The organism is Stenotrophomonas sp. FR024 (genome assembly GCF_047500745.2).
Lineage (GTDB): Bacteria > Pseudomonadota > Gammaproteobacteria > Xanthomonadales > Xanthomonadaceae > Stenotrophomonas > Stenotrophomonas maltophilia_A.
In genome coordinates, this window is record NZ_JAXAXM020000022.1 from 1 (window position 1) to 26033 (window position 26033).

26 protein-coding genes and 4 tRNA genes are annotated in these 26033 nt (G+C 66.7%); 15 read left to right on the plus strand and 15 right to left on the minus strand.

The window, feature by feature from the left end:
- Positions 1-152 precede the first annotated feature (152 nt).
- The 10 genes from ACMZ91_RS18760 to ACMZ91_RS18805 all read right to left on the minus strand — a co-directional run bounded on the left by ACMZ91_RS18760 (position 153) and on the right by ACMZ91_RS18805 (position 6060).
- Positions 153-229, minus strand: a tRNA-Arg gene (locus ACMZ91_RS18760).
- A gap of 32 nt (positions 230-261) precedes the next feature.
- Positions 262-338, minus strand: a tRNA-Arg gene (locus ACMZ91_RS18765).
- 69 nt (positions 339-407) lie between these two features.
- Positions 408-484: transfer RNA gene (locus ACMZ91_RS18770), tRNA-Arg, on the minus strand.
- Positions 475-1401 carry an alpha/beta hydrolase family protein gene (locus ACMZ91_RS18775; RefSeq protein ID WP_049463691.1) on the minus strand — a complete coding sequence of 309 codons (927 nt, stop codon included), beginning with the start codon at positions 1399-1401 and terminating at the stop codon, positions 475-477. Before ACMZ91_RS18775 ends, ACMZ91_RS18770 begins: the two co-directional genes overlap by 10 nt.
- Positions 1398-2207 carry a bifunctional hydroxymethylpyrimidine kinase/phosphomethylpyrimidine kinase gene (gene thiD, locus ACMZ91_RS18780; RefSeq protein WP_049423499.1) on the minus strand — a complete coding sequence of 270 codons (810 nt, stop codon included), beginning with the start codon at positions 2205-2207 and terminating at the stop codon, positions 1398-1400. The genes ACMZ91_RS18775 and thiD overlap by 4 nt, the downstream gene beginning before the upstream one ends.
- Before the next feature lie 64 nt (positions 2208-2271).
- The gene (locus ACMZ91_RS18785; RefSeq protein ID WP_032128844.1) at positions 2272-2940 is read right to left on the minus strand and encodes a YoaK family protein; all 669 of its coding nucleotides are present in this window, start codon (positions 2938-2940) and stop codon (positions 2272-2274) included.
- Between the two features lie 12 nt (positions 2941-2952).
- On the minus strand, positions 2953-3459 hold the full coding sequence (locus ACMZ91_RS18790) for a hypothetical protein (protein WP_049463693.1): 507 nt from the start codon (positions 3457-3459) through the stop codon (positions 2953-2955).
- Entirely contained in the window at positions 3456-4856 is a 1401-nt protein-coding gene (locus ACMZ91_RS18795) for a PhoH family protein (RefSeq protein WP_010484287.1), read from the minus strand. The genes ACMZ91_RS18790 and ACMZ91_RS18795 overlap by 4 nt, the downstream gene beginning before the upstream one ends.
- An 84-nt stretch (positions 4857-4940) precedes the next feature.
- A complete protein-coding gene (locus ACMZ91_RS18800) occupies positions 4941-5420 on the minus strand; it encodes a peroxiredoxin (RefSeq protein WP_182267592.1) in 480 nt (159 codons plus the stop codon).
- 79 nt (positions 5421-5499) lie between these two features.
- On the minus strand, positions 5500-6060 hold the full coding sequence (locus tag ACMZ91_RS18805; protein WP_005409051.1) for a glycine cleavage system transcriptional repressor: 561 nt from the start codon (positions 6058-6060) through the stop codon (positions 5500-5502).
- A 164-nt stretch (positions 6061-6224) separates the two neighbouring features.
- On the opposite strand from ACMZ91_RS18805, the gene dapA reads away from it, so the two are divergent.
- Entirely contained in the window at positions 6225-7118 is an 894-nt protein-coding gene (dapA, locus tag ACMZ91_RS18810; protein WP_049423505.1) for a 4-hydroxy-tetrahydrodipicolinate synthase, read from the plus strand.
- Between the two features lie 32 nt (positions 7119-7150).
- Positions 7151-7666 (plus strand): hypothetical protein, encoded by a 516-nt coding sequence (locus ACMZ91_RS18815; protein WP_006432432.1) that lies wholly within the window; start codon positions 7151-7153, stop codon positions 7664-7666.
- A 266-nt stretch (positions 7667-7932) separates the two neighbouring features.
- Here ACMZ91_RS18815 and fdxA read toward each other — a convergent pair whose 3' ends face one another.
- Positions 7933-8256 (minus strand): ferredoxin FdxA, encoded by a 324-nt coding sequence (fdxA, locus tag ACMZ91_RS18820; protein WP_004153066.1) that lies wholly within the window; start codon positions 8254-8256, stop codon positions 7933-7935.
- Positions 8257-8448: 192 nt separating this feature from the next.
- Here fdxA and ACMZ91_RS18825 point away from each other — a divergent pair, with 192 nt between their 5' ends.
- On the plus strand, positions 8449-9873 hold the full coding sequence (locus tag ACMZ91_RS18825) for a sugar porter family MFS transporter (protein ID WP_071229267.1): 1425 nt from the start codon (positions 8449-8451) through the stop codon (positions 9871-9873).
- Positions 9874-10391: 518 nt separating this feature from the next.
- On the opposite strand, the gene ACMZ91_RS18830 is transcribed toward ACMZ91_RS18825, so the two are convergent.
- Positions 10392-10466 (minus strand) — tRNA-Glu (locus tag ACMZ91_RS18830).
- 52 nt (positions 10467-10518) lie between these two features.
- On the opposite strand from ACMZ91_RS18830, the gene pcnB reads away from it, so the two are divergent.
- From pcnB to ACMZ91_RS18875, 9 genes are all read left to right on the plus strand, one after another.
- Positions 10519-11898 carry a polynucleotide adenylyltransferase PcnB gene (gene pcnB / locus ACMZ91_RS18835; RefSeq protein WP_032128849.1) on the plus strand — a complete coding sequence of 460 codons (1380 nt, stop codon included), beginning with the start codon at positions 10519-10521 and terminating at the stop codon, positions 11896-11898.
- A gap of 3 nt (positions 11899-11901) precedes the next feature.
- Positions 11902-12387 carry a 2-amino-4-hydroxy-6-hydroxymethyldihydropteridine diphosphokinase gene (gene folK / locus ACMZ91_RS18840; protein ID WP_414577837.1) on the plus strand — a complete coding sequence of 162 codons (486 nt, stop codon included), beginning with the start codon at positions 11902-11904 and terminating at the stop codon, positions 12385-12387.
- Positions 12388-12421: 34 nt separating this feature from the next.
- A complete protein-coding gene (gene panB, locus ACMZ91_RS18845) occupies positions 12422-13237 on the plus strand; it encodes a 3-methyl-2-oxobutanoate hydroxymethyltransferase (protein ID WP_005416119.1) in 816 nt (271 codons plus the stop codon).
- The gene (gene panC, locus ACMZ91_RS18850; protein ID WP_049463673.1) at positions 13234-14073 is read left to right on the plus strand and encodes a pantoate--beta-alanine ligase; all 840 of its coding nucleotides are present in this window, start codon (positions 13234-13236) and stop codon (positions 14071-14073) included. The genes panB and panC overlap by 4 nt, the downstream gene beginning before the upstream one ends.
- Before the next feature lie 66 nt (positions 14074-14139).
- Positions 14140-14637 carry a hypothetical protein gene (locus ACMZ91_RS18855; protein ID WP_049463672.1) on the plus strand — a complete coding sequence of 166 codons (498 nt, stop codon included), beginning with the start codon at positions 14140-14142 and terminating at the stop codon, positions 14635-14637.
- An 87-nt stretch (positions 14638-14724) separates the two neighbouring features.
- On the plus strand, positions 14725-15105 hold the full coding sequence (panD, locus tag ACMZ91_RS18860; protein WP_032128853.1) for an aspartate 1-decarboxylase: 381 nt from the start codon (positions 14725-14727) through the stop codon (positions 15103-15105).
- Complete coding sequence (gene pgi / locus ACMZ91_RS18865) at positions 15102-16616, plus strand: glucose-6-phosphate isomerase (protein ID WP_414577840.1); 1515 nt, start codon at positions 15102-15104, stop codon at positions 16614-16616. Before panD ends, pgi begins: the two co-directional genes overlap by 4 nt.
- 316 nt (positions 16617-16932) lie before the next feature.
- On the plus strand, positions 16933-17139 hold the full coding sequence (locus tag ACMZ91_RS18870) for a DUF6229 family protein (protein WP_010484314.1): 207 nt from the start codon (positions 16933-16935) through the stop codon (positions 17137-17139).
- An 81-nt stretch (positions 17140-17220) separates the two neighbouring features.
- Complete coding sequence (locus ACMZ91_RS18875; RefSeq protein ID WP_414577842.1) at positions 17221-20118, plus strand: type 2 lanthipeptide synthetase LanM family protein; 2898 nt, start codon at positions 17221-17223, stop codon at positions 20116-20118.
- Positions 20119-20136: 18 nt separating this feature from the next.
- On the opposite strand, the gene ACMZ91_RS18880 is transcribed toward ACMZ91_RS18875, so the two are convergent.
- Entirely contained in the window at positions 20137-20706 is a 570-nt protein-coding gene (locus ACMZ91_RS18880) for a response regulator transcription factor (RefSeq protein ID WP_012510702.1), read from the minus strand.
- Complete coding sequence (locus ACMZ91_RS18885) at positions 20703-21929, minus strand: ATP-binding protein (RefSeq protein ID WP_032128856.1); 1227 nt, start codon at positions 21927-21929, stop codon at positions 20703-20705. Before ACMZ91_RS18885 ends, ACMZ91_RS18880 begins: the two co-directional genes overlap by 4 nt.
- A gap of 114 nt (positions 21930-22043) precedes the next feature.
- On the opposite strand from ACMZ91_RS18885, the gene ispG reads away from it, so the two are divergent.
- The 3 genes from ispG (at position 22044) to ACMZ91_RS18900 (ending at position 24888) form a co-directional block, all read left to right on the plus strand.
- On the plus strand, positions 22044-23309 hold the full coding sequence (gene ispG / locus ACMZ91_RS18890; protein ID WP_032128857.1) for a flavodoxin-dependent (E)-4-hydroxy-3-methylbut-2-enyl-diphosphate synthase: 1266 nt from the start codon (positions 22044-22046) through the stop codon (positions 23307-23309).
- Positions 23290-24039 carry a phosphatase PAP2 family protein gene (locus ACMZ91_RS18895; protein WP_032128858.1) on the plus strand — a complete coding sequence of 250 codons (750 nt, stop codon included), beginning with the start codon at positions 23290-23292 and terminating at the stop codon, positions 24037-24039. Before ispG ends, ACMZ91_RS18895 begins: the two co-directional genes overlap by 20 nt.
- A 201-nt stretch (positions 24040-24240) precedes the next feature.
- Positions 24241-24888, plus strand: coding sequence for a response regulator (locus tag ACMZ91_RS18900; protein WP_004153112.1), 648 nt, complete (start codon positions 24241-24243; stop codon positions 24886-24888).
- Between the two features lie 330 nt (positions 24889-25218).
- Here ACMZ91_RS18900 and eda read toward each other — a convergent pair whose 3' ends face one another.
- Positions 25219-25878 carry a bifunctional 4-hydroxy-2-oxoglutarate aldolase/2-dehydro-3-deoxy-phosphogluconate aldolase gene (gene eda, locus ACMZ91_RS18905; protein ID WP_032128859.1) on the minus strand — a complete coding sequence of 220 codons (660 nt, stop codon included), beginning with the start codon at positions 25876-25878 and terminating at the stop codon, positions 25219-25221.
- Positions 25879-26033: the final 155 nt, after the last annotated feature.

Sequence of the window (26033 nt, forward strand, 5' to 3'; positions counted from 1 at the left end):
GCCCCGCCAACCCACGGAATGCCAGCTTTTGCTTTTGCTTTTGCCGTTGAGGTTGCCGGCCAGCGGCCGGCACTACCAGGGTGCAGGGCGCAGCCCTGCCGAAAAACACACATAAAAAAAACAGCAGGCCGGGGCCTGCTGTTTCGGTGTAATGGTGCGCCCGGAGAGATTCGAACTCCCGACCGCCTGGTTCGTAGCCAGGTACTCTATCCAACTGAGCTACGGGCGCCAATTACATAAACTTGTTGTGCTGACTGTGTATGGTGCGCCCGGAGAGATTCGAACTCCCGACCGCCTGGTTCGTAGCCAGGTACTCTATCCAACTGAGCTACGGGCGCGCGGTACACAATCAAGTTACTGCTAAATTTTACTGCATTTCCAGCGGCGGATGCTGAAAACCTGTCGAGTGGTGCGCCCGGAGAGATTCGAACTCCCGACCGCCTGGTTCGTAGCCAGGTACTCTATCCAACTGAGCTACGGGCGCCCTGCGACAGGAGCGGAATTATGCGGATGTCGGCGCGTACCGTCAACAGTTTTGTGAAAATTTTCATCCAACTGAATGAAAAAGCTGTCAGCTACGGCCTCCGGCGCCTTCAGCCACGCGAAATGATCGGCGCGCGTGCCCAATTCCTGCACGGACAGCACGCGCAGCTGCGCGTCCACATTCGGCAGCTTCGCCAGCAGCGTCTGCATCGATCCGGTCGGTGCCAACCAGTCGTGCTCCATCAATACGGCCTGTGCGCTGCCATGCACGCGCGCCATCTGCGCATCGAGGTCTTCGTTCATGCCGGCCGCGGCGTAGTGGTTGTTCAGGCCAACGCGTGCCCAGTCGGCAATCAGCCCGCGCGCTTCGGTGCCACCAAAGCCGAGGCGCCGCCCATGCAGCACGCCCTGGCGTTGCGCGATCCACGGCAGGAAACGATAGACCAGTGGCAGCAGCCAGCCACGCGGTGGCGGGAAGCCGCGCCAGAACGGTGAGCCGCTGGCGGCCAGCCACAGCCGGTTGAAGTGCTGCGGGTTGCGGCCGGCATGCACGCAGGCCAGCTGCCCGCCCAGACTGTGTCCACCGATGATCCAGGGCAGGGCGTCGGTGGCGTCATCGGCTGCGGCCAGGACGGCCTGGCTGGCCGGCAGATCCTGTTCGAGTACCTCGCGATAGCCCCAGTCCTGCGTGCGCGAGGGGCGCAGTGAGCTGCTGCCGTTGCCGCGCCACTCATGCAGGTAGACCGCCACGCCCTTCGCCGCCAGCGCCAATGCCAGTGGCAGGTAGTGACGCGCGGCCACGCCCAGCGCTGGCAGCCACAGCAGGCGCGCGATGGGCTGTGCGGGCACGCAGGCGATCACTTCGTAGAGATGGCCGTCGTCGCACTGCACGGCGAGGACGCTCGACGTCAGGCTCATGCGTGCGGTGCCGCGCCGAAGTGATCGAGTACCAGCACCTCGCTGCGGCCAGGCGCGTAGCCCTGCTGCAGGCCGCGCGCAACGTAGTCGATGCCGGCTTCGCAGGCATTGGCCAGGCTCAGGCCGTTGCACAGCTGCGCGGCGATGGCCGAGGCGAGCGTGCAGCCTGTGCCATGTGCGTCCAGCGGCAGGCGGGCGTGGATGAATTCTTCGCTGCTGACGCCGTCGAAGTAGCGATCGATCACGCGGTTGCCTTCCTGCAGGTGGCCGCCTTTCAGCAGCACCGCACCGGCACCGAGATCGAGCAGGGCAGAGGCAGCCTGTTCGGCGTCATCGCCGTTGCCGATCTTCCGGCCGATCAGGAGTTCTGCTTCCGGGGTATTGGGTGTAACCAGCGTCGCCAACGGCAGCAGGCGTTCGCGCATGGCCTTGAGCGCACTTTCCTCCAGCAGGCGCGCGCCGCTGGTGGCGACCATCACCGGGTCCAGCACCACGTGCGGCGGGCGATGCTTTTCCAGTGCGTCGGCGACCGCATGGATCACCTCGGCGTTGGCCAGCATGCCGAGTTTCACGGCATGGATGTCGAAGTCATCGAAGCAGGCTTCGATCTGCGCCTGCAGGAATGCGATCGGTGGCACATGCACGGCGGTGACGCCACGGGTGTTCTGTGCAGTCAGCGCGGCGAACACGGCCAGGCCATGCACGCGGTGCGCGGCGAAGGCCTTGAGATCGGCAGGGACACCGGCGCCACCGCCGGAGTCGGAGCCGGCGATGGTGAGGGCGGAAACGGGAGTGGTCGGGCTCATCAGTTGATTGTGCCGTGGTCCCGCAGGGGAAGGTAGATCCACGCCATGCGTGGATGTCCTTGATTCAATGCCGCCAACGCGCCCACTGCTGGTACACCACATAACCCAGCCCGGTCAGGCCGGTCAGCAGGGCGGGGGCGAGCAGGGCGTCGTATTGCCAGCGCATGAACAACCAGGCGCCGAGGATGCCGCCGCCGAGGAAGCCGCTGATGATCAGGCCGCTGAGGGTCAGCCGTCGAACCTGCAGCGGCAGTCCACGCAGCAGGTGGCCCAGGCCGATGCCGAGGTCGGTGAACATGCCGCTGAGGTGGGTGGTGCGCACCACCGCGCCACTGAAGGTGGTGGCCATAGCGTTCTGCAGGCCGCAGGCCATGGCGGCGGCCAGTGCGCCCCAGATCTGATGCTGTTCGAACAGCGGAATGGCCACCAGCAGCAGTGCCGATTCCAGCGCCAGCGCGACACCGTAGCGGCGGCCCAGCTGCAATGCGCTGTCCTGGATCAGCAGGCCGCTGAGCATCGCGCCCAGCGAAAACGCGATCAGCAATCCCCACAGGTGGCCGACCGCGCGCCAGTCACCCTGGGCCAGCGCCATGCCCAGCTGGCTGGTGCTGCCGGTCATGTGGCTGACCGCCTGGTGCTCGAAACCGAGGAAGCCGACCACGTTGACCATCCCGGCCACGCACGAGAGCGCGACCGCGCCGATCCAGACCCAGGTGGGCAGGCGTATTCCCATCGGCGGGGCCCCTCAGGGCCCGCCGAAGCCGCCGTTGAACTGCAGCTCGCTGAAGGTGTTGCTGGCCGGGTCGAATACCGCGCCCCAGAACTGCGTGCCGCCGTCACAGACGCGGATCGCTTCCCGTGCCGGGTTGATGCCGCTGTCGTCGGGCAGATGGAAGGCGTTGATGTAGATCAGCCGCTTGCCGGTGCTTTCGATGCCGACGTATTGGCGGTCGAAGTCCAGCACCTTCGGTACCTGTGACTCCAGCGACGACAGCTGCGCTTCCAGCTGGTCGATCTGCTGCCGGCTGGGTGCCCAGTATCCGCTGACCCGCCCGGCCTCGCGGCCGGGACTGGGGCGCGAGCAGGTGTCGAGCACCTGCGCGGCGATGATCGGGCGGGTGACCACCCAGGATTGGCCGGTACGCTCGGCGGTCGGCACGCTGGCCGGGCCGCGCGTGGTGGTGCAGGCACCCAGGGCGGTTGCGAGGGCGATCGCAGCCGTGGGCAGCAGCAGGCGGGTGCAGCGGTTCACAACACCTCCGAAGCGTAATCGGCCAGGCGCGAGCGTTCGCCTCGGCGCAGGGTGATGTGCGCACTATGCGGCCAGTTCTTGAAGCGATCCACCGCGTAGGTCAAGCCCGAGGTGGTCTCGGTCAGGTACGGGGTGTCGATCTGCTCGACGTTGCCCAGGCAGACGATCTTGGTGCCGGGGCCGGCACGGGTGATCAGCGTCTTCATCTGCTTGGGGGTGAGGTTCTGCGCCTCGTCCAGGATCAGGTAGCGCGACAGGAATGTGCGGCCGCGCATGAAGTTCATCGAGCGGATCTTGATGCGGCTGGCGAGCAGGTCGTTGGTCGCCTGGCGTCCCCAGGTGCCGCCTTCCTGGTTGTGCGTGAGCACTTCCAGGTTGTCGGTCAGTGCACCCATCCACGGCGTCATCTTCTCTTCCTCGGTGCCGGGCAGGAAGCCGATGTCCTCGCCGACGCTGACCGTGGCGCGGGTCATGATGATCTCGCGGTAGCGCTGCTGGTCCATCGTCTGCGCCAGGCCGGCGGCCAGCGCCAGCAGGGTCTTGCCGGTGCCGGCGGTACCCAGCAGCGTGACGAAGTCGATCTCCGGATCCATCAGTGCGTTGAGGGCGAAGTTCTGCTCGCGGTTGCGTGCGCTGATGCCCCACACGGCGTGGCTGCCGTGGCGGAAATCATCGACCAGTGACAGCACCACCTTGCCGTCGCCGACCACGCGGCTGACGCGCAGCTCGACTTCATCTTCGCCAGGCAGGTAGACGTACTGGTTCGGGTACCACTCCTCGCCATCCTGCGCCAGGATTTCGTAATGCGTGCGGCCCTTGTCGCTCCAGCTGCGCAGGTCATCGCCGTGGCGCTTCCAGAAGTCTTCCGGCAGCTCGGTGGCGCCGGTGTAGAGCAGGCTGAAATCGTCCAGCGCGCGGTCGTTCTCGTAGTCCTCGGACACGATGCCGGCGATCGCGGCCTTGATCCGCAGGTTGATGTCCTTGGAGACGAACACCACCGGCAGGTCCGGGGTTTCTTCCTTCAGGGCCAGGATCGCGCCGAGGATGGCGTTGTCCGGAATGACCTTGCCGAAGCTCTTGCCGGCGTCGAAATGGCTGGTCTGGAAGCGCAGCTTGCCGGCGCTCTGCTTGCCGCGCAGCTGCAGCCCATTGGGGCGCTGCAGCGGAATGCCGTCGGCCAGGTTGTCCAGGCCGGATTCCTGCACCAGCTCGTTGAGGAAGCGGCTCACCTGGCGGGCGTTGCGGCTCGCTTCGGAGGTGCCCTTCTTGCCGTTGTCCAGCTCCTCGATCACCTGCATGGGCAGGTAGACGTCGTGCTCCTCGAATTTGAACAGCGCGGTGGGATCGTGCATCAGCACGTTGGTATCCAGCACGTAGATGCGCTTGCCTCGGGTCATCGTCGATTCCTGGTTACGGACAGGGAAAAACCACCACGGCCTGCTGCGGGGCAGGGTGATGGCAGACACAGTAGGCAGTGGGACTCACTTGGACTGGGAGGCCTTCAGTTCGGTGAGAACGGCATCGGCATGACCTGCAACCTTGACCTTGCGCCAGGACTGCACGATGCGGCTGTCGGGGGAAATCAGGAAGGTGCTGCGTTCGATGCCACGTACCTGCTTGCCGTACATGTTCTTCATCTTGATCACGTCGAAGGCGCTGCACAGCGCTTCGTCGCCATCGCTGACCAACGGGAAGTTGAAGCCCTGCTTGGCACAGAAGTTGTCGTGCGACTTCACCGAGTCGCGCGAGACACCGAGTACCACCGCGCCTGCCTTCTTGAATTTCGGCAGCAGTGCGTTGAAGTCGATGCCTTCGGTGGTGCAGCCGGGGGTGCTGTCCTTGGGATAGAAGTACAGCACCAGCCAGTGGCCGGCGTAGTCGCCGAGAGTGGCCTGTTCGCCACCGGACAGCGCCAGCGGCAGGGAGAGGGTGGTGCTGTCCAGGGTATCGCCGTTGTTCATGAGGTCCTTCTGTCGAGCCTGGGTTCTTTCTACGACAATTGCATGAAACGCCACGCGCCCGTGAGAGGCGCGCGAAGAATCAGAATTTCATCGGGTCCATGATCGCGTCCAGGTTCAGGTGGTCGCAGAATTCAAGGAAGTCGTCGCGCAGCGCGGCGATGTGCATGTTGGCCGGCACGCCGATGGTGACCTGCGCGCTGAACATCTCCGCACCGGTCTGCATGGCGCGGTAGCGCGTGCTCTGCAGGTTCTCGATGGTGATGCCCTGGCGGTCGAAGAAATCGGCCAGCTGGAACAGGATGCCCGGCTTGTCGGCGGCGATCACTTCGACGATGTACGGCAGCAGGTTGGACTGCGCCTGTTTGGCGGCGGTGCGGTACCAGACCAGTTTCAGGCCCTCTTCGCGCTCCAGCCGGGTCAGCATCGCTTCCAGCTTGGCCACCGAGTCCCAGGAGCCGGTGGCCAAGGCGGTGACCGAGACATCGCGGCCGACCGTGGCCAGGCGTGCGTCCACCAGATTGCAGCCGCTGTCGGCAATGCGGCGGGTGACGGACAGCAGGGGGGACTCCGGATGCGTCGTGTAGGCGTTGATCAGGAGGTGGTTTTCGCTCGGCGCGGGGCGCGGGGTGGTGTCGGTCAAGGCGATTCCGGGTAATGCATGCGTTAGTCTGAATGCCCGCCAGAGGCGGGGATCCACCGGTGTCCAGCATACTTGCCCGTGCTTTCGCGCCGCAAGTAACATTAAGGTCGCCCCCGGCCTTTCGTGGCGGGCGTTTTCCCTTTCCAGCCAAGAGCAGCACGTCCTTGTCCCTTTCCGGCCTCATCACCGCGCTGGCGACCCCGTTCCGGGCCGACGGCGCCCTCGATCCCGACGGTTGGCAGCGCCTGCTGCACCTGCAACTGGAAGGTGGCGTCCATGGCGTTGTCGTAGCCGGCTCGACCGGTGAAGCAGCGACCCTCACCGATGCCGAGTACGACCTGCTGCTGGCCAGCGCGGTCGAGCGCATCGGCGGCCGCATCCCGGTCATGGCCGGTACCGGCCTGTCGGGCACCGCCAAGACCATCGAACAGACCCGCCGTGCCGCCGCGCTTGGCGCCAGCCACGCGCTGGTGGTCACCCCGCCGTACGTGCGGCCGACCCAGGCTGGCCTGATCGCCCACTACCGCGCGGTTGCCGACCAGGGCGGGCTGCCGGTCGTGCTGTACAACGTGCCCGGCCGTACCGGGTGCGACATGCAGCCGGAGACCGTGGCCGAACTGGCCAGCCATCCCAACATCGTCGGCATCAAGGAGGCGGTGGGTGACACCGGCCGGGTGCAGGCGCTGCTCGCCCTGCGCAGCCCGCAGTTTGCCGTGTTCAGTGGCGACGACGGTACGGCGGCGCGCTCGATCCAGGCCGGTATCGATGGCCTGATCTCGGTCGGCTCCAACGTGCTGCCCGGCGCCTACCGCCGGATGTGCGAGCTGGCTGCCGCCCACGACCACGAAGCCACCGGGTCCTGGGATGCGCGCCTGCAGCCGTTCCATGATTTCTGCGGCGTTGAGCCGAACCCGATTCCGGTCAAGGCGTTGCTGCGCCGTATCGGCATCGGTCACGACCTGCGCCTGCCGCTGCTGCCGCTGTCGGTGGCGCACCATCCGGCGGCCGATCACCTTGCCGGCGACATCGCCGCCCTCGAAGCCCTTTCCAGCCACTGACCTTCCGTCTTGGTCTGACCCAGGAGATTCACATGCGTCAATCCGTATCCACCGTCCGCGTGCTGTCCTACGCCCTGCTTGCGGTGGCCGTTGCCGCCGGCACCACCGGCTGCTTCAAGCGTGGCGTCAAGGGCGACTACGCCCTGGCCCCGGAAATGCGTCCGCTGGAAGTGCCGCCGGACCTGAACCTGCCCAACGCCACCAGTGACAACAAGGTGCCGACCCTTGCCTCGGCGACCAAGCCGGCGGCCCCGGTGGCTGCGGCCCCGGCCGTGGGCAACACCGGTTTCACCATCGCCGGCGGCAAGGACGAGGCTTTCGCCAAGGTCGGCACCGCGCTGGAAGGCGTGGAAGGCGTGACCATCGCCAGCCGCGCGCAGCTGCTGGGCTCGTATGACGTGGCCTACGAAGGCAGCAACTTCCTGGTCCGCGTGGTCGCCGTCGATGCCGGCGCCTACATCTCCGCGGTCGACCCGCGTGGCCTGCCGGCCACTGCAGAAGCGCCGGTGAAGCTGATCGCCGCGCTCAAGGCAAAGCTGGCCCAGTAAGGGCCGGTCGGGTGGGTGCGGGCCCAGGTCCGCACGTGCCCGGGTAGAGGCCGACCTTGGTCGGCGCTTCTGTGCCAACCAAGGTTGGCACCTACCGGATCCTGCAGTTGGCACCTACCGGATCCTGCGGTTGGCAGCTACCGGATCTTGCGGTTGGCACCTACCGGATCTTGCGGTTGGCACCTATCGGATCGCGCGGTTGGTATCTGCCGAGCAACGAAAAAGGGCGCCATAGGCGCCCTTTTCGTTGCGGCAAGAGGCGCTTCTCAGCGCTCCAGCAGCTTCAGCTTGTCCGGCTTGCCGTCCCATTCGCCGGCGTCGGCGGGCGGGTCCTTGCGCACGGTCAGTACCGGCCACTCCTTCGCCAGCTCGGCGTTGAGGGCGACGAAGCTCTCCTGGCCGGCAGGAACATCGTCCTCCGGGAAGATCGCGTTGACCGGGCATTCCGGTTCGCAGAGGGTGCAGTCGATGCACTCATCCGGGTCGATCACCAGGAAGTTCGGGCCTTCGTGGAAGCAATCCACGGGGCATACTTCCACGCAATCGGTGTGTTTGCACTTGATGCAGTTTTCGGTGACGACAAAGGGCATGGGCTGGGGGTGGATCGATTCCTGAACCCGCCAATTCTAGAACAGGTTGGCCCCCGGTGTCGGCGCGGGGCGGAAATCGGGCGTCTGGCAGGCGCGGCCGTGGTGGTCGTTGGCGGCAGGGTGAGGCCTGTGCGACGCTGCGGGTCAGCCGGCTGCATTGGATGGCCGGACCCCTTCCCAGCAGGATCGTTCATGTCCCCAGCCCAGCCCAACATCGCCTCCCATGGTGGTGAGAACACTGCATTCATCGTCCTGATCAGCTGCGTGGCCACGCTGGGTGGATTCCTGTTCGGCTTCGACAGTGGTGTCATCAATGGCACGGTCGATGGCCTGCGCCAGGCCTTCAACTCCAGCGAGGCGGCGCTCGGTTTCGAAGTCGCCTCGATGCTGCTGGGCTGCGCGATCGGTGCCTTCCTGGCCGGCTGGCTGGGGGATCGCCTGGGCCGCCGTGGCGTGTTGATTGCCTCGGCACTGATGTTCCTGGTCTCGGCGCTGGGCGCCGGTGCCGCACACGCTTCCTGGCTGTTCATCGCCGCACGGGTGCTCGGCGGCTTCGCGGTGGGCGCTGCCAGTGTGATGTCGCCGGCCTACATCGCCGAAGTGGCTTCGGCACGCTATCGCGGTCGCCTGGCCACGGTGCAGCAGATGGCGATCATCTGCGGCCTGTTTGCCGCCTTCCTCAGCAATTACCTGCTGGCCCGCGCGGCAGGGGCCTCCACCGAGCCATTGTGGCTGGGGCATGAGGCCTGGCGCTGGATGTTCTGGATGCAGGCGCTGCCGTCCGGGCTGTTCCTGCTGTTGTTGCTGGTGATTCCGGAAAGCCCGCGCTTCCTGGTCCTGAAGGGGCGTCAGCAGCAGGCGAGGGCGGTACTGTCGCGGCTGTACGGCGAGGCGGCAGCGGCGACCAAGCAGGCCGAGATCGAAGCCAGCCTGGCCCAGGATCAGCACAAGCCGCGCTTCAGCGACCTGCGCGACACGGTCACCGGCAAGCTGCGCCCGATCCTCTGGGTAGGCATTGGCCTGGCCATGTTCCAGCAGCTGGTCGGCATCAACGTGGTGTTCTATTACGGCGCGGTGCTGTGGCAGGCGGTGGGCTTCTCGGAAAGCGACGCGCTGCTGATCAACGTGCTGTCCGGCGCGCTGAGCATCGGCGCCTGCCTGCTGACGGTACTGTTGATCGACCGCATCGGGCGCAAGCCGCTGCTGTGGATCGGCTCGGTTGGCATGTCGGTGGCGCTGGTGCTGATGGTGGTGGCGTTTGCCAGCGGCAGCCTGGCCGATGGTCGCCTGCAGCTGTCCGATGGCATGGGTCGGCTGGCGCTGGTTGCGGCCAACGTCTATGTGGTGTTCTTCAACATGTCCTGGGGCCCGGTGATGTGGGTGATGCTGGGCGAAATGTTCCCGAACCAGATCCGCGGCCCGGCGTTGGCCGTTGCCGGTGCGGCGCAGTGGACGTCGAATTTCGCGATCACCGTGACCTTCCCGATGCTGCTGGCCGGCATCGGCCTGGCCGGGGCCTACGGCATCTACGCTGTCGTTGCGATCCTCTCGATCTTCTTCGTGGTCCGTTACGTACGCGAGACCAAGGGCAAGGAGCTGGAGCAGATGGAAGGCTGACGGCCGGCCTGTGTTTCAGCGCCTCCTTTCTCCGTGGGGAGACTGCTGGCCAGCCGATCCAGGACACGCCGTAAACCCGTCCATGGGGGCTCGATGGCGCCTTGCTCGCGTGCGCTGTCCTGCGCACTCGGCAAGACCAGGGTTGGGCTCCTTGCCCAACCCGTCGGGCGCATGCGCCCAACCCATGGCGCCAACGGTCCTGGATCGGCGGGCCTGCAGCCTCTGGTCAGATCATGGGTTGCGCGGACGCGGCGCAGCACGTCGGGGTCGAGTTTGCCGCGAGTACGGAAACTGTGAAGAGTGCGGGCAAGGCCATCCAGGGCAGGACCGTGAGCGCCATGGATGGCGCGACCGAGCCCCCAGGGATGGGTTTACGGCGTGTCCTGCCCTGGATGGCCTTGCCCGAGCTCCTTTCGGGAGGGTTGGCGCTACAGCGATCAAGCGGGCGGGGTGCGCCAAATCCGGAAAACAGAAAAGCCCGCACAAAGGCGGGCTTTTTCGGTTCCTGCTGCGGCGACTGGCGCTCCCTAGGGGACTCGAACCCCTGTTTTAGCCTTGAGAGGGCCACGTCCTAACCACTAGACGAAGGGAGCGTAACTGTGTCGCTGCCGAGGCAGGAGCGCTAGTATATGCACCTCGATGCCATTGGGCAATCCCGAAACTTCAACCGGAAGCGCCAACATCATTTCCTCTGCTACATCACCGTTCAGCCTGCGCGTCATCCCGCGCGACCAGCACACGATCTCCCGCAAGGACATCAGCCCGAACGCCCTGCGCGTGCTTTATCGCCTGCGCGATGCCGGCTTCGGCGCCTACCTTGTCGGCGGCGCGGTGCGCGATCTGCTGGTCAATGGCCAACCCAAGGATTTCGACGTGGCCACCGACGCCACGCCCGAGCAGGTCAAGCAGCTGTTCCGCAACTGCCGCCTGATCGGTCGCCGGTTCCGCCTCGCCCACGTCGTGTTCGGCCGCGAGATCATCGAAGTCGCCACCTTCCGTGCCAACAGCGATGACGGCAGCGGCGACCGCGAGATGGAAAACGGCATGCTCGTGCGCGACAACGTGTACGGCACCATCGAAGACGACGCCATCCGCCGCGACTTCACCTGCAACGCCCTGTACTACGCCATCGAGGACTTCTCGGTGCGTGATTACACCGGCGGCTTCGAAGACGTCCAAGCGCGCCTGATGAAGTTGATCGGCGACCCCGAGCAGCGTTATCGCGAAGATCCGGTGCGCATGCTGCGTGCGGTGCGCCTGGCGGCCAAACTCGGCTTCCAGATCGAAGAGGGCACCGCCGCGCCGATCCCGCACCTGGCCGGCCTGCTCAACGAAGCCGCACCGGCGCGCCTGTTCGAAGAAGTGCTCAAGCTGTTCCTGTCCGGGCACGGCGTGGCCAGCTTCGAAGGCCTCGAACGTTACGGCCTGCTGGACGTGCTGTTCCCGGAGAGCGCCAAGGCGCTGAAGTCCAACCGCACCGGCGCGCTGCGCCGCATGCTGGTGGAGGGCCTGGCCAACACCGATGCCCGCGTGGCCAACGATGAACCAGTCTCGCCCGCGTTCCTGTTTGCGCTGCTGCTGTGGCCGGCGTTCTGCCGCGCCCAGGCAACCCTGCTCAAGCAGGGCGTGGCACCGGAAGAGGCGCAGCGCCGTGCCGCCGATCGCGTCACGGTGCAGCAGTTGAGCACCATCGCGCTGCCGCGCCGCTTCTCGCTGCCGATGCAGGAAATCTGGCTGCTGCAGTCGCGCTTCAGCTCGCGCCAGCGCAAGCGCGTGTTCCGTACCCTGACCCATCCGCGCTTCCGCGCTGCGTTCGACTTCCTCAGCCTGCGCCAGGTGGCCTCGGCCGAGCACGCCGCCGATGTCGAGTTCTGGCGTGAGGCGCAGGCGCAGTCCGGTCGCGAGCTGGAATCGTCGCTGGACGTGATGCACAGCGAAGAGGGGGATGACGAGAGCGGGGCACCGCGCAAGCGCCGCCGTCGCCGCCGTCGTCCGGGTGCCCCGGCCGGTGCGGCTGGCGAGTAAACGATGACCCTTGCCTGGATCGGCCTCGGCGCCAACCTTGGCGACGCGGCCGTCACCGTCGGCGCGGCGATTGCCGCGCTCGACGGCCTGCCCGATACCCGCCTGCGCCAAGCCTCAAGGCTGTACGCCACGCCGGCCTGGGGCAATGAAGACCAGCCGCCGTTCGTCAACGCGGTGGCCGCGGTCGAGACCACGCTGCCCGCCGATAGGCTGCTGCAGGCGATGCTGGCGCTGGAGCAGCGTTTTGGTCGCGTACGCGATCCGGCGGTGCACTGGGGCCCGCGCGCGCTGGACCTGGACCTGCTGCTGTATGGCGCGCAGGTGCTCGACCAGCCTGGTCTGCAGGTGCCGCATCCTTACCTGCACGAGCGTGCCTTCGTGTTGGTGCCGCTGGCCGAAATCGCGCCGGATCTGGCCATTCCCGGCCATGGCCGCGTGCGGGATGCAGTGATGCGGGTGGATGCCTGCGGGATTGCGCCGATAGGGTGATAATGCCCGGGTTATCTCCCCCGGTTATCAGCACATGAGCACCCACGCAGACAGCAAGCCCTGGACCGTTCCCGCCCTGGCCGAGGCCAAGCGCAATGGCCAGAAGCTGGTCATGTTGACCGCCTACGACGCCGGCTTCGCCCGCACTTTCGATGCCAACGGCGTCGACCTGATCCTGATCGGCGATTCGCTGGGCATGGTCGTGCAGGGCCATGATTCGACCTTGCCGGTGACCGTGGCCGACATGGTCTACCACACCCGCGCCGTGGCCCGCGTGCTGCAGCGTGCGTTGCTGGTGGCCGACCTGCCGTTCGGCGCCGATGCCACCCCGGAGCGCGCGCTGGATGCCTCGTTGCAGCTGCTGCAGGCGGGCGCGGAGATGGTCAAGATCGAAGGTGCCGGCTTCAAGGTCGACATCATCCGCTACCTGGTGGAGCGCGAGATTCCGGTCTGCGCGCATCTGGGCCTGACCCCGCAGTCGGTGCTGCGACTGGGCGGCTTCAAGATCCAGGGTCGTGGCGATGCCGCGCGCCAGCTGGTGGAAGATGCCAAGGCTGTGGCCGCTGCCGGCGCCAGCATCATGGTGCTCGAATGCGTGCCGACTCCGGTCGCCGCCGAAGTGACCGCTGCGGTGGATGTGCCGACCATCGGCATTGGCGCAGGCCCGCAGTGCGATGGCCAGGTGCTGGTGCTGCATGATTTCCTCGGCCTGGACAGTGGTCATCGCCGTCCCAAGTTCGTCAAGGATTTCCTTGCCGAAGGCGGTTCGGTGGCCGGTGCCACCCGCGCCTATGCCGACGCCGTGCGCGACGGCAGCTTCCCCGACGAACAGCACGCCTACGCCCAATGATCCAGACCTTCAACGAGCTCGGCGCACTGCGCGGGCAGATCGCCGAGTGGAAGCGCGAGGGCCTGCGCGTGGCGCTGGTGCCGACCATGGGCAACCTGCATGGGGGTCACCATTCGCTGGTGACCCTGGCCCGCCAGTACGCCGACAAGGTGGTGGCGAGCATCTTCGTCAACCCGACCCAGTTCGGGCCGAACGAGGATTTCAGCCGCTACCCGCGCACGCCCGAGGCCGACGTGGCCGGGCTGGAGCAGGCCGGCTGCGATGCGGTGTGGCTGCCCAGCGTCGAGGTGATGTACCCGCTGGGGGTGGACAAGACCACGCGCATGCACGCGCCGGGCGTGAGTGAAGTGCTGGAAGGCGCCAGCCGTCCGGGGCACTTCGATGGCGTGTGCACGGTGGTGGCGCGCCTGTTCCTGCAGGTGCAGCCGGATGTGGCCGTGTTCGGCCGCAAGGACTACCAGCAGCTGGCGGTCATCCGACAGATGGTGGCCGAGCTGTCGTTCCCGATCCAGATCGTCGGTGCGGACATCGTGCGCGACGAGGATGGCCTGGCCAAGAGCTCGCGCAACCAGTACCTGAGCGCCGAACAGCGCCCGGTCGCGACCAGCATCCACCGCACCCTGCTGGGCATGCGCGAGGGTTACGTGGCTGGCCAGTCGCGCGCGCAGATCGAGGCCGACGCAACGGCCGCGCTGCAGGCGGATGGTTTCCAGGTCGACTACGCCGTGTTGCGCACGCCGGAACTGGCCGAGCCGACCTTCGACGGCGGTGGCCGCGTGGCGCTGATCGCCGCACGCCTGGGCAGCACGCGCCTGATCGACAACCTGGAGTTCTGAGCCGCATGCGGCTCCGGGGCGCCCGCAACGGGCGCCTCTCGACTTCCCACGGACGGGAGACCGGAAATGAAGACCCCCAGCACTGATACCGGCCGTCTTGCCCAGGCCTCGATCCTGGCGGTGCTGGCCGCCGGCATGCTGCCGGCCCAGCTGTTTGGCGGGCTGTTGTTCGCGCTTGAATTCAGGCGCACGCCGATGCCTGCGCTCACCGGCGGTGGGCTGATGTTCGTGTTGGCCGTGTGCAATGCGATCACGGTGTTGCTGCCGATGGCGCTGATCCTGCAGTCTCAACAGCGGCTGCGCCGGACTGGATTCGTGCTGGTCGGCTTCGGACTGGGCGCGCTGGCCATGGCCACCTGCACCTGGCCGGGCGCGGACAATGGTCCGCTGCTGCAGCGCCTGCGCTATGTCGACACCTTCGACGTGATCAGCTATGCCTTGCAGGTGCTGGCCGCAGGTGGCTTCGGCCTGGTCGCCGGGCTGGCCTTCCATACGGTGTTCCGGCTGTCTCTGGAGGGCCGTTCCGGGCATGCCGCGCCGCCGCCGCCGGGGGAGGGGGCCTGAACAGCCCTCAGCGTCCTGCTGCGGCCCCCTGACGATGGCCAAGCGGGTGCTAGAATCCGCTCTTTCCTTTGCCGTTGCAGCGCCCCCATGCACCTGTCCCTGCTCAAGACCAAGATCCACCGCGCCACCGTCACCCATTCCGAGCTGAACTACGAAGGCTCGATCGCCATCGATGACAACCTGCTGGCTGCCACCGGCATCCGCGAGTTCGAGCAGGTGCACATCTGGGACGTGACCAACGGTGCGCGCTTCTCGACCTATGCCATCCGTGCCGAAGCCGGCAGCGGCGTTGTCTCGCTCAACGGTGGTGCCGCGCGCCACGTGCAGGTCGGTGACATCATCATCATCGCCGCGTTCGCCAGCATGACCGAGCAGGAAGCTGACAGCTTCAAGCCGAAGCTGGTGTACGTTGATGGCAAGAACCAGATCTCCCACACCAACGACACGATCCCGACCCAGGCCGCATGACAACGAACAACGGATTCGACTCGCTGCATTCCCACGCCCAGCGCCTGAAGGGCGCAAGCATTCCCAGCCTGCTCGCCGCCGAACCCGGCCGCGTGCAGGACCTGGCGCTGCGGGTCGGTCCGTTGTATGTCAATTTCGCGCGGCAGAAATACGATGCCGCGGCGTTGCAGGCCCTGCTCACGTTGGCCGCCGACCGTGATGTCGGTGGTGCCATCACCCGCTTGTTCCGTGGCGAGCAGGTCAACCTCACCGAAGGTCGCGCCGCGCTGCATACCGCGCTGCGCGGCGACGTGGTCGATGCGCCGGTGGCGGCCGAGGCCTATGCCACCGCGCGCGACATCCGCCAGCGCATGGGCGTGCTGGTGCGTGCGCTGGAAGACAGCGGCGTCACTGACGTGGTCAGCGTCGGCATCGGTGGTTCCGATCTCGGTCCGCGCCTGGTCGCCGATGCGTTGCGCCCGGTCACCGGCGCGCGCCTGCGCGTGCATTTCGTATCGAACGTGGACGGCGCCGCCATGCAGCGCACACTGGCCACGCTGGATCCGGCGAAGACCGCCGGCATCCTCATCTCCAAGACCTTCGGGACCCAGGAAACCCTGCTCAACGGCCAGATCCTGCACGACTGGCTGGGTGGCAGCGAGCGCCTGTACGCGGTCAGTGCCAATCCGGAACGTGCCGCCAAGGCCTTCGCGATCGCTGCCGATCGCGTACTGCCGATGTGGGACTGGGTCGGTGGCCGTTATTCGCTGTGGTCGGCCGTTGGTTTCCCGATCGCGCTTGCGATCGGCTTCGAGCGCTTCGAGCAGCTGCTGGACGGCGCCGCGCAGATGGATGCGCACGCGCTGGATGCACCGCTGGAGCGCAACCTGCCGGTGCTGCACGGCCTGACCGACATCTGGAACCGCAACGTGCTGGGCCATGCCACGCATGCGGTGATGACTTACGACCAGCGCCTGGCGCTGCTGCCGGCCTACCTGCAGCAGCTGGTGATGGAAAGCCTGGGCAAGCGCGTGCAGCGTGACGGCCAGCCGGTCACCACCGACACCGTGCCGGTGTGGTGGGGCGGCGCGGGCACCGATGTGCAGCACAGCTTCTTCCAGGCACTGCATCAGGGCACCAGCATCGTTCCGGCCGACTTCATCGGCTGCGTGCACAACGACGATCCCTACACGATCAATCATCAGGCCCTGCTGGCCAATCTGCTGGCGCAGACCGAAGCACTGGCCAATGGCCAGAGCAGCGACGACCCGCACCGTGATTACCCGGGAGGCCGCCCGAGCACGCTGATCCTGCTCGACGCGCTGACCCCGCAGGCGCTGGGTGCGCTGATCGCCATGTACGAACACGCCGTGTATGTGCAGTCGGTGATCTGGAACATCAACGCGTTCGACCAGTTCGGTGTAGAGCTGGGCAAGCAGCTGGCCAGTGGCCTGCTGCCGGCGCTGCAGGGTGAGGATGTGGCGATTGCCGATCCGATGACCCGCGAGATCCTGGTGCAGCTGAAGGGCTGACCCGGCCTGCGGATGTGCCGGCGCCGGCCGGCCATCCGATGCCTCTCCGGTTGCCTTCGATCCGGTCACGCAGGAATGGCGGCGCGGCCACTCATTCCACGTCACCTCCGTACTTCACGTGCAGCGTATTCGTGCGCCCTGCCGCAGCGCAGCTTGACGCACTTCACACGCGGATGCAGTGTGCACGGGCGGCTGTACCTGTCATCCAGTATCGCTCGCAGCATGATGTTGATGCCAGGGACTGGCCGTATCCGAAGGGACGTGGAATCGATCCATGTCCTCAACGCCTCATGTTGTGAATGACAGGAGATTGCGAATGGATCTGAACGACGATGTTGTGTCCGGCTGGCTCAATGGCTCGGACGATGTGGATGGGTGTGCCAACCCTGCGGGTTCGCTGTTCATCTACGGTGCGGCAGCCACCGAAGCGGCCCTCACCGGAGCTTCGGACACCATGATCACCGGGGGCACCAACGAGTGCACCACCACGGTATCGGTGATCAACCACTGCCTGTGTTGCTGATGTAACCCGAGCCGGCACGCAGAGGCATGCAGCTGCGTGCCGGCGACTGGAACAGACTCTCGATATCTCGCAGGGGGCGTAATGACCGCTTCTCCGGCTGCGGCCGCGTTTGCGTGCATCACCGAACATTTCCTTGCCCAGGCGCGCGCTGCGCTGGTTGCCGGCCTGCATGATCCCGCCATTGCTCTGCAGCCTGGCGAGCGCGATCTGCTGCATGCACGGGGCGATGCGGCACTGCGTGAGCATGCCCAGCTCAAGCTCAACCGCGTGCTGCTGCTGGAACTGCACGCCGCTGCGCGCAGCGGTGACATCGGCCCGCTTGACAGCGCTGGGGTGCTGGACGAATTCGTTGCCCTGGCCACCAGCGAGGGCTTCCGCACGCATCTGCAGCGACGCTATCCGGTGCTGCTGCCGCGCCTGACGCGCATGCTCGTAGGACAATGTGCGGCTGTGGTGGAGCTCGCTGTTCGCATCGGCAGCGATCGTGCGGCGCTGGCAGAGTTGCTGGGTGCGCCGGCGGGCACGCTGCATGCCGTTGCATTGGGACGCGGTGACCTGCATGGTGGCGGCCGGACTGTGGCACGGCTGCAGTTCGATGGCGGCACGGTGATGTACAAGCCACGCTCATTGCGCATCGATGCGACGCTTGATGGCCTGTTGTCCACGGTCTTCGGTGACGGCCCTGACCGCGTATGCGTGCCGAAGGTGATTGATCGTGGCAGCCACGGCTGGGCCGCCTTCGCCGCGCACCGCTACTGTGCCGATGACCTTGAACTGCGTGCCTACTACCGCGGTCTTGGCCATTGGCTGGCAATCCTGCGCCTGGTCGGTGGCACCGACATCCATCTGGAGAATCTGATCGCGGTCGGGCCGGTGCCGGTTGTGGTCGACGCCGAAAGCGTGTTCTCCCGGGTAATCGACATCGAGCCATCAGGGCTTGGCGATGCGTACGACACCGCCGTCAAGCTGATGCGTAATTCAGTGCTGCGTACCGGAATCGTGCCATTCCGTACTGCCGGCCTGGGCATGGAAGGCGTGGATCTGTCCGCAGCCGGCGCACTGCCGGGCGAGCAGCCGCGGGTACAGGTGCCGGTGATTGTCGAGGATGGGACGGAACCGGCCCGCTTGGGCATGGTTGAGGCCGAGGTCTCCGTTGCGCAGAATCATCCCAGCGCGCAGCCCGATGTGTCGTTGTACTGGGATCACATCAGCGAGGGCTTCATCGACGCCAGTGGGCGCCTGCGCGCGCTCGATGCGAAGGGTGAACTGATGCCGCTCCTGGCGGCTTTCGAGGGCTGCCAGGTGCGCGATGTGCGGCGGCCGACCATGGCGTACGCCGAGCTCGGGCGAATGCTCTGGCATCCGGCATCGCTGCACAACGAAGCCCAGGCGGTTGAACGCGCGATCGACCTGCTGGTGCGCAATGCGGCGGTGTCACCGGCCGCGCCATCGGACCTGGAGACCGTGCGCGGCGAAGTGGACGACCTGCGCCACGGTGACATTCCGATCTTCGCATCGCAGCTGGACGCGGCCCGCATCCGCTCCATCACCGACAACTGGCGTGCGATGCGCATCGACCTGGAAGACGTGACCATCCGCAGCACGCTGGTAGCCACCGACCTGAACCAGCATGCGCTGGCCCGCGCCGAGGCTAGATCCGGCCACAGCTATGCAGCACAGCATCCGCGTGCGGACGACCTGGATGCACGCCGTCGCACGCTGGCCGCGCGCGCGGTGGAGAGCCTGCTGCGGCTGGCGGTGCACGGCGAAGACGGTTCGATGACCTGGATCACGCCCGAGGTGACCCGTACCGGATGGACCGTCCAGCCGGTGCAGCCCGACCTGTATTTCGGGCTGGGAGGCATTGCGTTCGCACTGGCGGCCTACTGCCGGGAAGTGGAGCAGGGGCGTGCCGACCCGGTAGTGGGGCTGGCCCCGGCCATCGATGGCGCCCTCGCGGTGTTCCAGACCATGTGTGAGCGGCATCCCGCCGAGATCGATGGTGGATTCGTCGGAACCGGTTCGCAGATCTGGACATTGCTGGCATTGAACGACCTGTTGCAGCGACCGGCGCTGCTGGCGCTGGCGGAGCGCTGCGCAGAAGCCGCAGAGCGTCGCGGATTCCAGGAGGCGACGAAGTTCGAACTGATTGATGGCGTGTCCGGCATGATCCTGCCGTTGTTGTCGCTGGCCGGGGCTACCGGAAACGCGCGCTGGCTGGAGCTGGCGGCCGCAGCGGGACGTCGCCTGCAGGATGCTGCGATCGTCGACACGGACGGTGCGCGCTGGCCGACGCCACAGTTCCGCGAGCCGATTGGTGGCTTCGGCCACGGCGCGATGGGCATGGGCTGGGCGCTGGCACGGCTGGCGCGTTCGGATGCCGGCAGTGTGCCTGAGCGGGCCGCCTGGCGGCAGCTGGCCGAAGGAGCCTTTGCGTTCCAGGCGGCGCTGTTCGAGTCGCATACCGGGCGCTGGCGCGATATCCACCTGGAAGACGGGCAGAAGAACTTCCCGACCTGGTGCCATGGCAGCGTCGGCATCGGTCTGGCGGCGGCGGATCTGTATGCCCGCACCGGCGATCCCGCGCAGCTGCGTGACATGCGGCGGGCTGTGGCCGACGCGCGCGGCAAATGGGGGTTCAGCCACACCCTGTGCCACGGCGATGTGTCCACCCGGGAGCTGCTGGTGCTGGCGGCTGCGCTGGATCCGGAGGGATGTCCCTATCCGCAGGATGAGGCCGCCATCGAGATCGTTTCTTCGATCGAGGAGCACCAGGGCATGGTCGGCGGGTTGACCCGCGCGGCCTTTACTCCGGGCCTGATGATCGGTCTGGCAGGTACGATCTATGGCTTCCTGCGCATGCATCCGGCCTGCACGCTGCCGTCGCCGCTGCTGCAGGAGACGGTAGCGGCGCGGGTCGATGCGTCGGCGTCGCGCTCCAGCGCCGCGCAGGACCGAGCAGTGCTGGCCGAGGTCTGAGCCGGACGGGTCCGGCGATCAACGGCTGGGATCGCGTTCCGGGCTCGGCCGCTTGGCCAGCTTGCGCTGCAGTGAACGCCGGTGCATGCCGAGCAGGCGGGCGGCTGCGGACACGTTGCCGCCGGTCTCGTGCATCGCCTGCTGGATGTGTTCCCACTGCAGGCGGCTGATCGGCGTCATCGCATCAGGCACTTCCATTTCACCATCATCGGCCGGGCCGTCGTCTTCCTCGCCGAGCGCGCGCAGGATCATCGGCACCGTGGCCGGCTTCGGCAGGTAGTCGTCGGCACCGAGCTTGATCGCCTCCACCGCGGTGGCGATGCTCGCATAGCCGGTCACCAGCAGGATGCGCATGTCCGCGCGCAGGGCACGCAGCGGCTGGATCAGTGCCAGGCCGGAATCGCTGCCCAGCTTCAGGTCGATCAGCGCGAACGCCGGCGGATGCTGGCGGGCCAGCGCCAGCGCACTGGCGGCATCCTGTGCGGTCTGCGTTTCAAGCCCCTTGCGGGCCAGGCTGCGCTGCAGGGTACGCAGGTACAGCTCGTCGTCGTCGACCAGCAGGCCCAGGGTGGAGTGATGAAGGCTCATGGGGTGTCCTCACGTGGGGTCAGCGGCAGGCGGAAGCCGACGCGGCTGCCGGCCCCCTGGGCCGGGCGCATCCACATCTCGCCGTCGAGGCGTTCGATGGTGGCATGGGACAGGGCCAGGCCGACGCCCATGCCCTCGCTTTTGCTGCTGCCGAACAGCTTGCCCGGCAGCACCGCGGCACGGGCGTCGAAGCCGTGGCCGTAGTCGCGGACTTCGCCGATCAGGTCGTCGCCTTCGATGCGCAGGTCCAGGTCCACGCGCGGCCGGCCGGCCTGCTCGCCGGCATCGGCGGCATTGTTGAGCAGGACCATCAGCAGATGGCCCACGCCCGGGTCGAGTGGTAGCCGCAGCGGCGCATCGTCATTGCGATGCAGGTCGATGGTCGGCCGCACCAGGCGCCACTGTTCCAATACCTGCTGGGCGCTGGAGTGGCTGCGACCCGGTGCATCGGCCGAGGCCGGTGCGGCCAGCGCCAGCACGCGCTCGCGGCACTGCACCAGCAGCTCGCGCAGGGTTTCCATGTCTTCGCGTACTTCGGGCTCTTCGCTGCGCTCGGCGACGTCATCGGCGAGCAGGGTCATGGTCGCCAGCGGCGTGTTCAGTTCATGCGCCACCGAGGCGGCATGGGTGGCCAGGGCGACGATGCCCTCGTTGCGGGCGAAGCGTTCGCGCAGGGCCGACAGTTCCAGTTCGCGCTGGCGCAGCGCCAGTGCCAGGCGGGTGGAAAAGGTCAGCACGACCGCTGCGGAAATCAGGAAATTGGCGACCACGCCCCAGCGGTTGAGGTCCTGGGCGCGGAAATAGCCATCCGGCAGCGACTGGCCGAAGATGCCGCTGGCGGCGTAGCCGAGCAGGCAGGCCAGCGCCACCGCCAGTGCCCAGCGCAGGGGCAGGGCGAACGCGGCGAGCGCGATCAGGATCAGGAACAGCGAACTGAACGGGTTGGCCATGCCGCCACTCCAGCCCACCATCCAGGTCAGGATGATCACGTCCACCAGAATGTGGCCGAACGCGGTCAGTGGCGCGGTGTCGGCCGCCTCCGGGCGCAGCTGGGTGTAGATGTTGAACAGGGTCAGCACGGCCACGCCCGCCCACAATGGCAGTTGCGGCAACGGCAGGCCCAGCACCCAGGTGGCAACCAGGATGGTGGCGGCCTGGCCACCTACGGCAAGCCAGCGCAGGCTGCACAGGGTTCGGAGAAACGGGGCGTCGGGACCGGTCATTCACGTTCATCGTATGCGTTCACGCGTGACCGTGCCTGCGACAATCGGCCGCAGCCGTGCCGCCGGCTGAATGCGAGTCACCCGGAATGCGGAGGCGGGCGGTAGAATGCGCCCATGCACGACGCCGTTACCCGCCCGACGCCCCCTTCCGATGCCACTGCCTGGCCCCGCCGCCAGACCCATGCCGTCCAGATCGGCGGGGTCACCGTAGGCGGAGGCAAGCCGGTCGTGGTGCAGTCGATGACCAACACCGATACCTCCGACGTGGCCTCCAGCGTGAAGCAGGTGGCCGAGTTGTGGCGTGCGGGTTCGGAAATGGTGCGGCTGACCGTCAATACCGTGGAAGCGGCTGCGGCGATCCCGCGCATTGTCGACAAGCTGGCGATGATGGGCATCGACGTGCCGCTGATCGGTGACTTCCATTACAACGGCCATCAGCTGCTGACCGCCGAACCGGCCTGTGCCGAAGCGCTGGCCAAGTACCGCATCAACCCGGGCAATGTCGGCTTCGGCAAGAAGAAGGACCTGCAGTTCGCCCAGTTGATCGAGTTCGCGATCCGCTACAACAAGCCGGTGCGCATCGGTGCCAACTGGGGCTCGCTGGACCAGGCCCTGGCGGCAAAGCTGATGGACGAGAACAACCTGCGTGAGCAGCCGTGGGACGCCGGCCGCGTGCTGCGCGAGGCGCTGATCCGCTCGGCGCTGGATTCGGCAGAGCAGGCGGTGGAGCTCGGCCTGCCGCGCGACCGCATCGTACTGTCGGCCAAGGTCAGTGGCGTGCAGGAGCTGATCGCGGTGTACCGCGACCTGGCCCAGCGCTCGGATTTCGCCCTGCACCTGGGCCTGACCGAGGCCGGAATTGGCAGCAAGGGCATCGTCGCCTCGTCCGCGGCGCTGAGCGTGCTGCTGCAGGAGGGCATCGGTGACACCATCCGCATCTCGCTGACCCCGGAACCGGGCCAGTCGCGTACGCAGGAAGTGATCGTCGCCCAGGAGCTGCTGCAGACCACCGGCCAGCGCGCCTTCACGCCGCTGGTCACGGCCTGCCCGGGCTGCGGCCGCACCACCTCCGAGTTCTTCCAGGAGCTGGCCAAGGTGGTACAGAACCACGTGCGCGAGAAGATGCCGCTGTGGAAGATCCACCACCCGGGTGCGGAGAACATGACCCTGGCGGTGATGGGCTGCATCGTCAACGGACCGGGTGAGTCGCGCCATGCCAATATCGGCATCTCGCTGCCCGGCACGGGTGAAACGCCTGCAGCGCCGGTGTTCGTCGATGGCGAAAAGAAGGTGACCCTGCGTGGCGAGAACATCGCCCAGGAATTCGTCGCCCTGATCGACGATTACGTCGAACACAAGTATGTCCGAAGCGCCGGATAAGCCTGCGATCCTCGCTGCACCGGAGTCCGCCTCCGGCTTCCGCCACTGGATGGCGCGCAATGCCTGGCGCCTGGTCCTGCTGTTCGGTGGCGTGCTGCTGCCGCTGGCCGGCTTCGTCGCCCTGGCTGACGAGGTGCACGAGTTTGAATCGTTCCATTTCGATGCGCCGCTGCTGTGGCAGATGCATGGCCTGCATTCGCCGCTGCTGGACCGCTTCTTCGTGCTCATTTCCAGACTGGGCTACGAATGGTTCCTGATCCCGGCCGACGTGCTGATCATCGGCGTGCTGCTGGGCTACCGGCGGTGGCGCGAGGCGACCTTCGTGGCGGTCAGCTTCGTCGGCTCTGCGCTGCTGAACATGGGCAGCAAGCACTTCTTCCAGCGCCAGCGCCCCAGCCTGTGGGAATCGATCGCGCCGGAATCGACGTTCAGCTTCCCCAGCGGCCATGCGATGGGCTCGATGACCCTGGCAGTGACCCTGGTGCTGCTGGCCTGGAACACCCGCTGGCGCTGGCCGGTGCTGCTGCTGGCACCGGCATTCAGCCTGCTGGTCAGCGTGTCCCGGGTCTACCTGGGGGTGCATTACCCCTCCGATATCCTGGCCGGATGGTGTGCCGCGCTGGTTTGGGTGGTAGGGTGCTATCTGGTCATGTTCAGTCGCCGGCACCCATGGCGACGTCACGGCTCGCCGCCAGCGAAGGCCAGCGAAGCATCATCACAGGGGGATTGACGTGGATGGCCCTTGAGGGACGTCTACGTGATAGATCAGTTGTTTCGTTGCAGCAGGTTCTGCAAGACAGGGGGCAAGCACAACGCGCGGTAGTGTGATGCGCAAGGCAGATTGCCGGGGTCGCATTCCGAACGCGCTTGCAGGGGTATCGGCACCCTGCCTAGCTTGACCTGCAATGGCCGCATTCGAAGAGGTACGTGAATGACGATTCGAGTCTACCTGGTGGATGACCACGCGCTGGTCCGCACCGGGATGAAGATGATTCTGTCGGGGGAAACCGACATCGAGGTGGTGGGCGAAGCCGAGACCGGCGAAGACGCGCTGCGTGAAGTCCGCCAGCTGCTGCCCGATGTGGTGCTGTGTGACCTGCACCTGCCGGGTGTGAGCGGCATGGAAGTGACCGAGCGCATCGTGCGCAGCCACCGCAATACCCGCGTGGTGATCGTGTCGGTGCTGGAAGATGGCCCGCTGCCGAAGCGGCTGCTCGAGGCTGGCGCCGCCGGTTACATCGGCAAGGGCTGCGATGCGCAGGAGCTGTTGCGCGCGGTGCGTGACGTGGCCGGTGGCCGCCGTTACCTGGGCACCAGCATCGCGCAGAACCTGGCGCTGTCGACGGTGGAAGGCAACGGTTCGCCGTTCGACAGCCTGTCACCGCGCGAGCTGGAAGTGGCACTGCTGCTGACCCAGGGCCTGCGCCAGGAAGACATCGCGCGGCGGCTGAGCCTGAGTGCGAAGACGGTGAACACGCACAAGGCGCGGTTGTTCGAGAAGATGGGGATCCACGACAACATCGCGTTGGCGCGGATGGCCAGCCAGTACGGGCTGGTGGATCCGGCACGGCCGCTGTAAGGGTTTCGGCCAACGGCTGAGCCCCTCGCGGTGTGCGGCAGGATTCGTGGGGTTGGCCCTGCGGAGGGATTGCGCAGGGGACGCCGTGGATCCATCCCTGGAGGCTCGGGCGCGCCATCCATGGCGCTTACGCCCCTGCGCAATCCCTCCGCAGGGCCACGGACAGGTTCCGTGCGCGTCCACCGCGGAATGAAGAAGGAAGAGCAGGAGCGGGTCGCGCGCTGTGCGCGCTCGTCGCCCGGGGTCGGATCCCTTTCCCGGTGGGAAAGGGCTCTGACCCCTGATGATGCCGGAGCCGAGCGTGGGCGCGGCTCTACCCCTTTGCCGGGCTCAGTGGCCGCGCACGCGCTTGATGATCTTGGCGGCGTCTGCGGCACTGGCGCGCACCTTGTCCCATTCGCCGTCGGCGATCCAGTTGCCCGGCACCATCCACGAACCGCCGATGCAGACCACGTTCTTCTGCTCGAGGTATTCGGCGGCGGTGTTTTCGGTGATGCCACCGGTCGGGCACAGTTTGAGGTCGGCGACCGGGCCGGCCAGGCCCTTGATCATCGCCAGCCCGCCCACGGCCGTGGCCGGGAACAGCTTGCACACGCGGAAGCCGCGCGCGTACAGCGACAGCAGCTCGGTCGGGGTTGCCGCACCCGGCACCACCGGCAGCGGCGCAGCGGCCAGTGCATCGGCCAGCGCCGGCGGCGTACCCGGGGTCACCAGGAAGTCCGCGCCCGCATCGATCGACTGCTGCATCTGCTCCACGGTCAGCACCGTGCCCGCACCCACCACCACATCCGGCAGCTCACGCTTGAGCATCGCCAGCGCTTCCATTGCCACTGGCGTACGCAGGGTCAGCTCGATCGCCGGCAAACCACCTTCCAGCAGCGCCGCGCTGACCGCACGCGCCTGGTCCAGCGTATGAATCGTCACCACCGGCAGGATGCCCGCCGCACGCAACAGCTCCGCCGCCTTCACCTGATGTTGTTCGATACCCATGCTTTTGCCCTTGCCTTTGCTCTTCTTGATTCAGTGGCCGCAGCGCAAATGACGCGCCGGGAATTGTCCAAGGGCAGTAGAGCGCCCTGGCCGGGACCGTGAGCGGCATGGATGCCGCGATCGAGCCCCCATGGATGGGTTTACGGCGTGTCCCG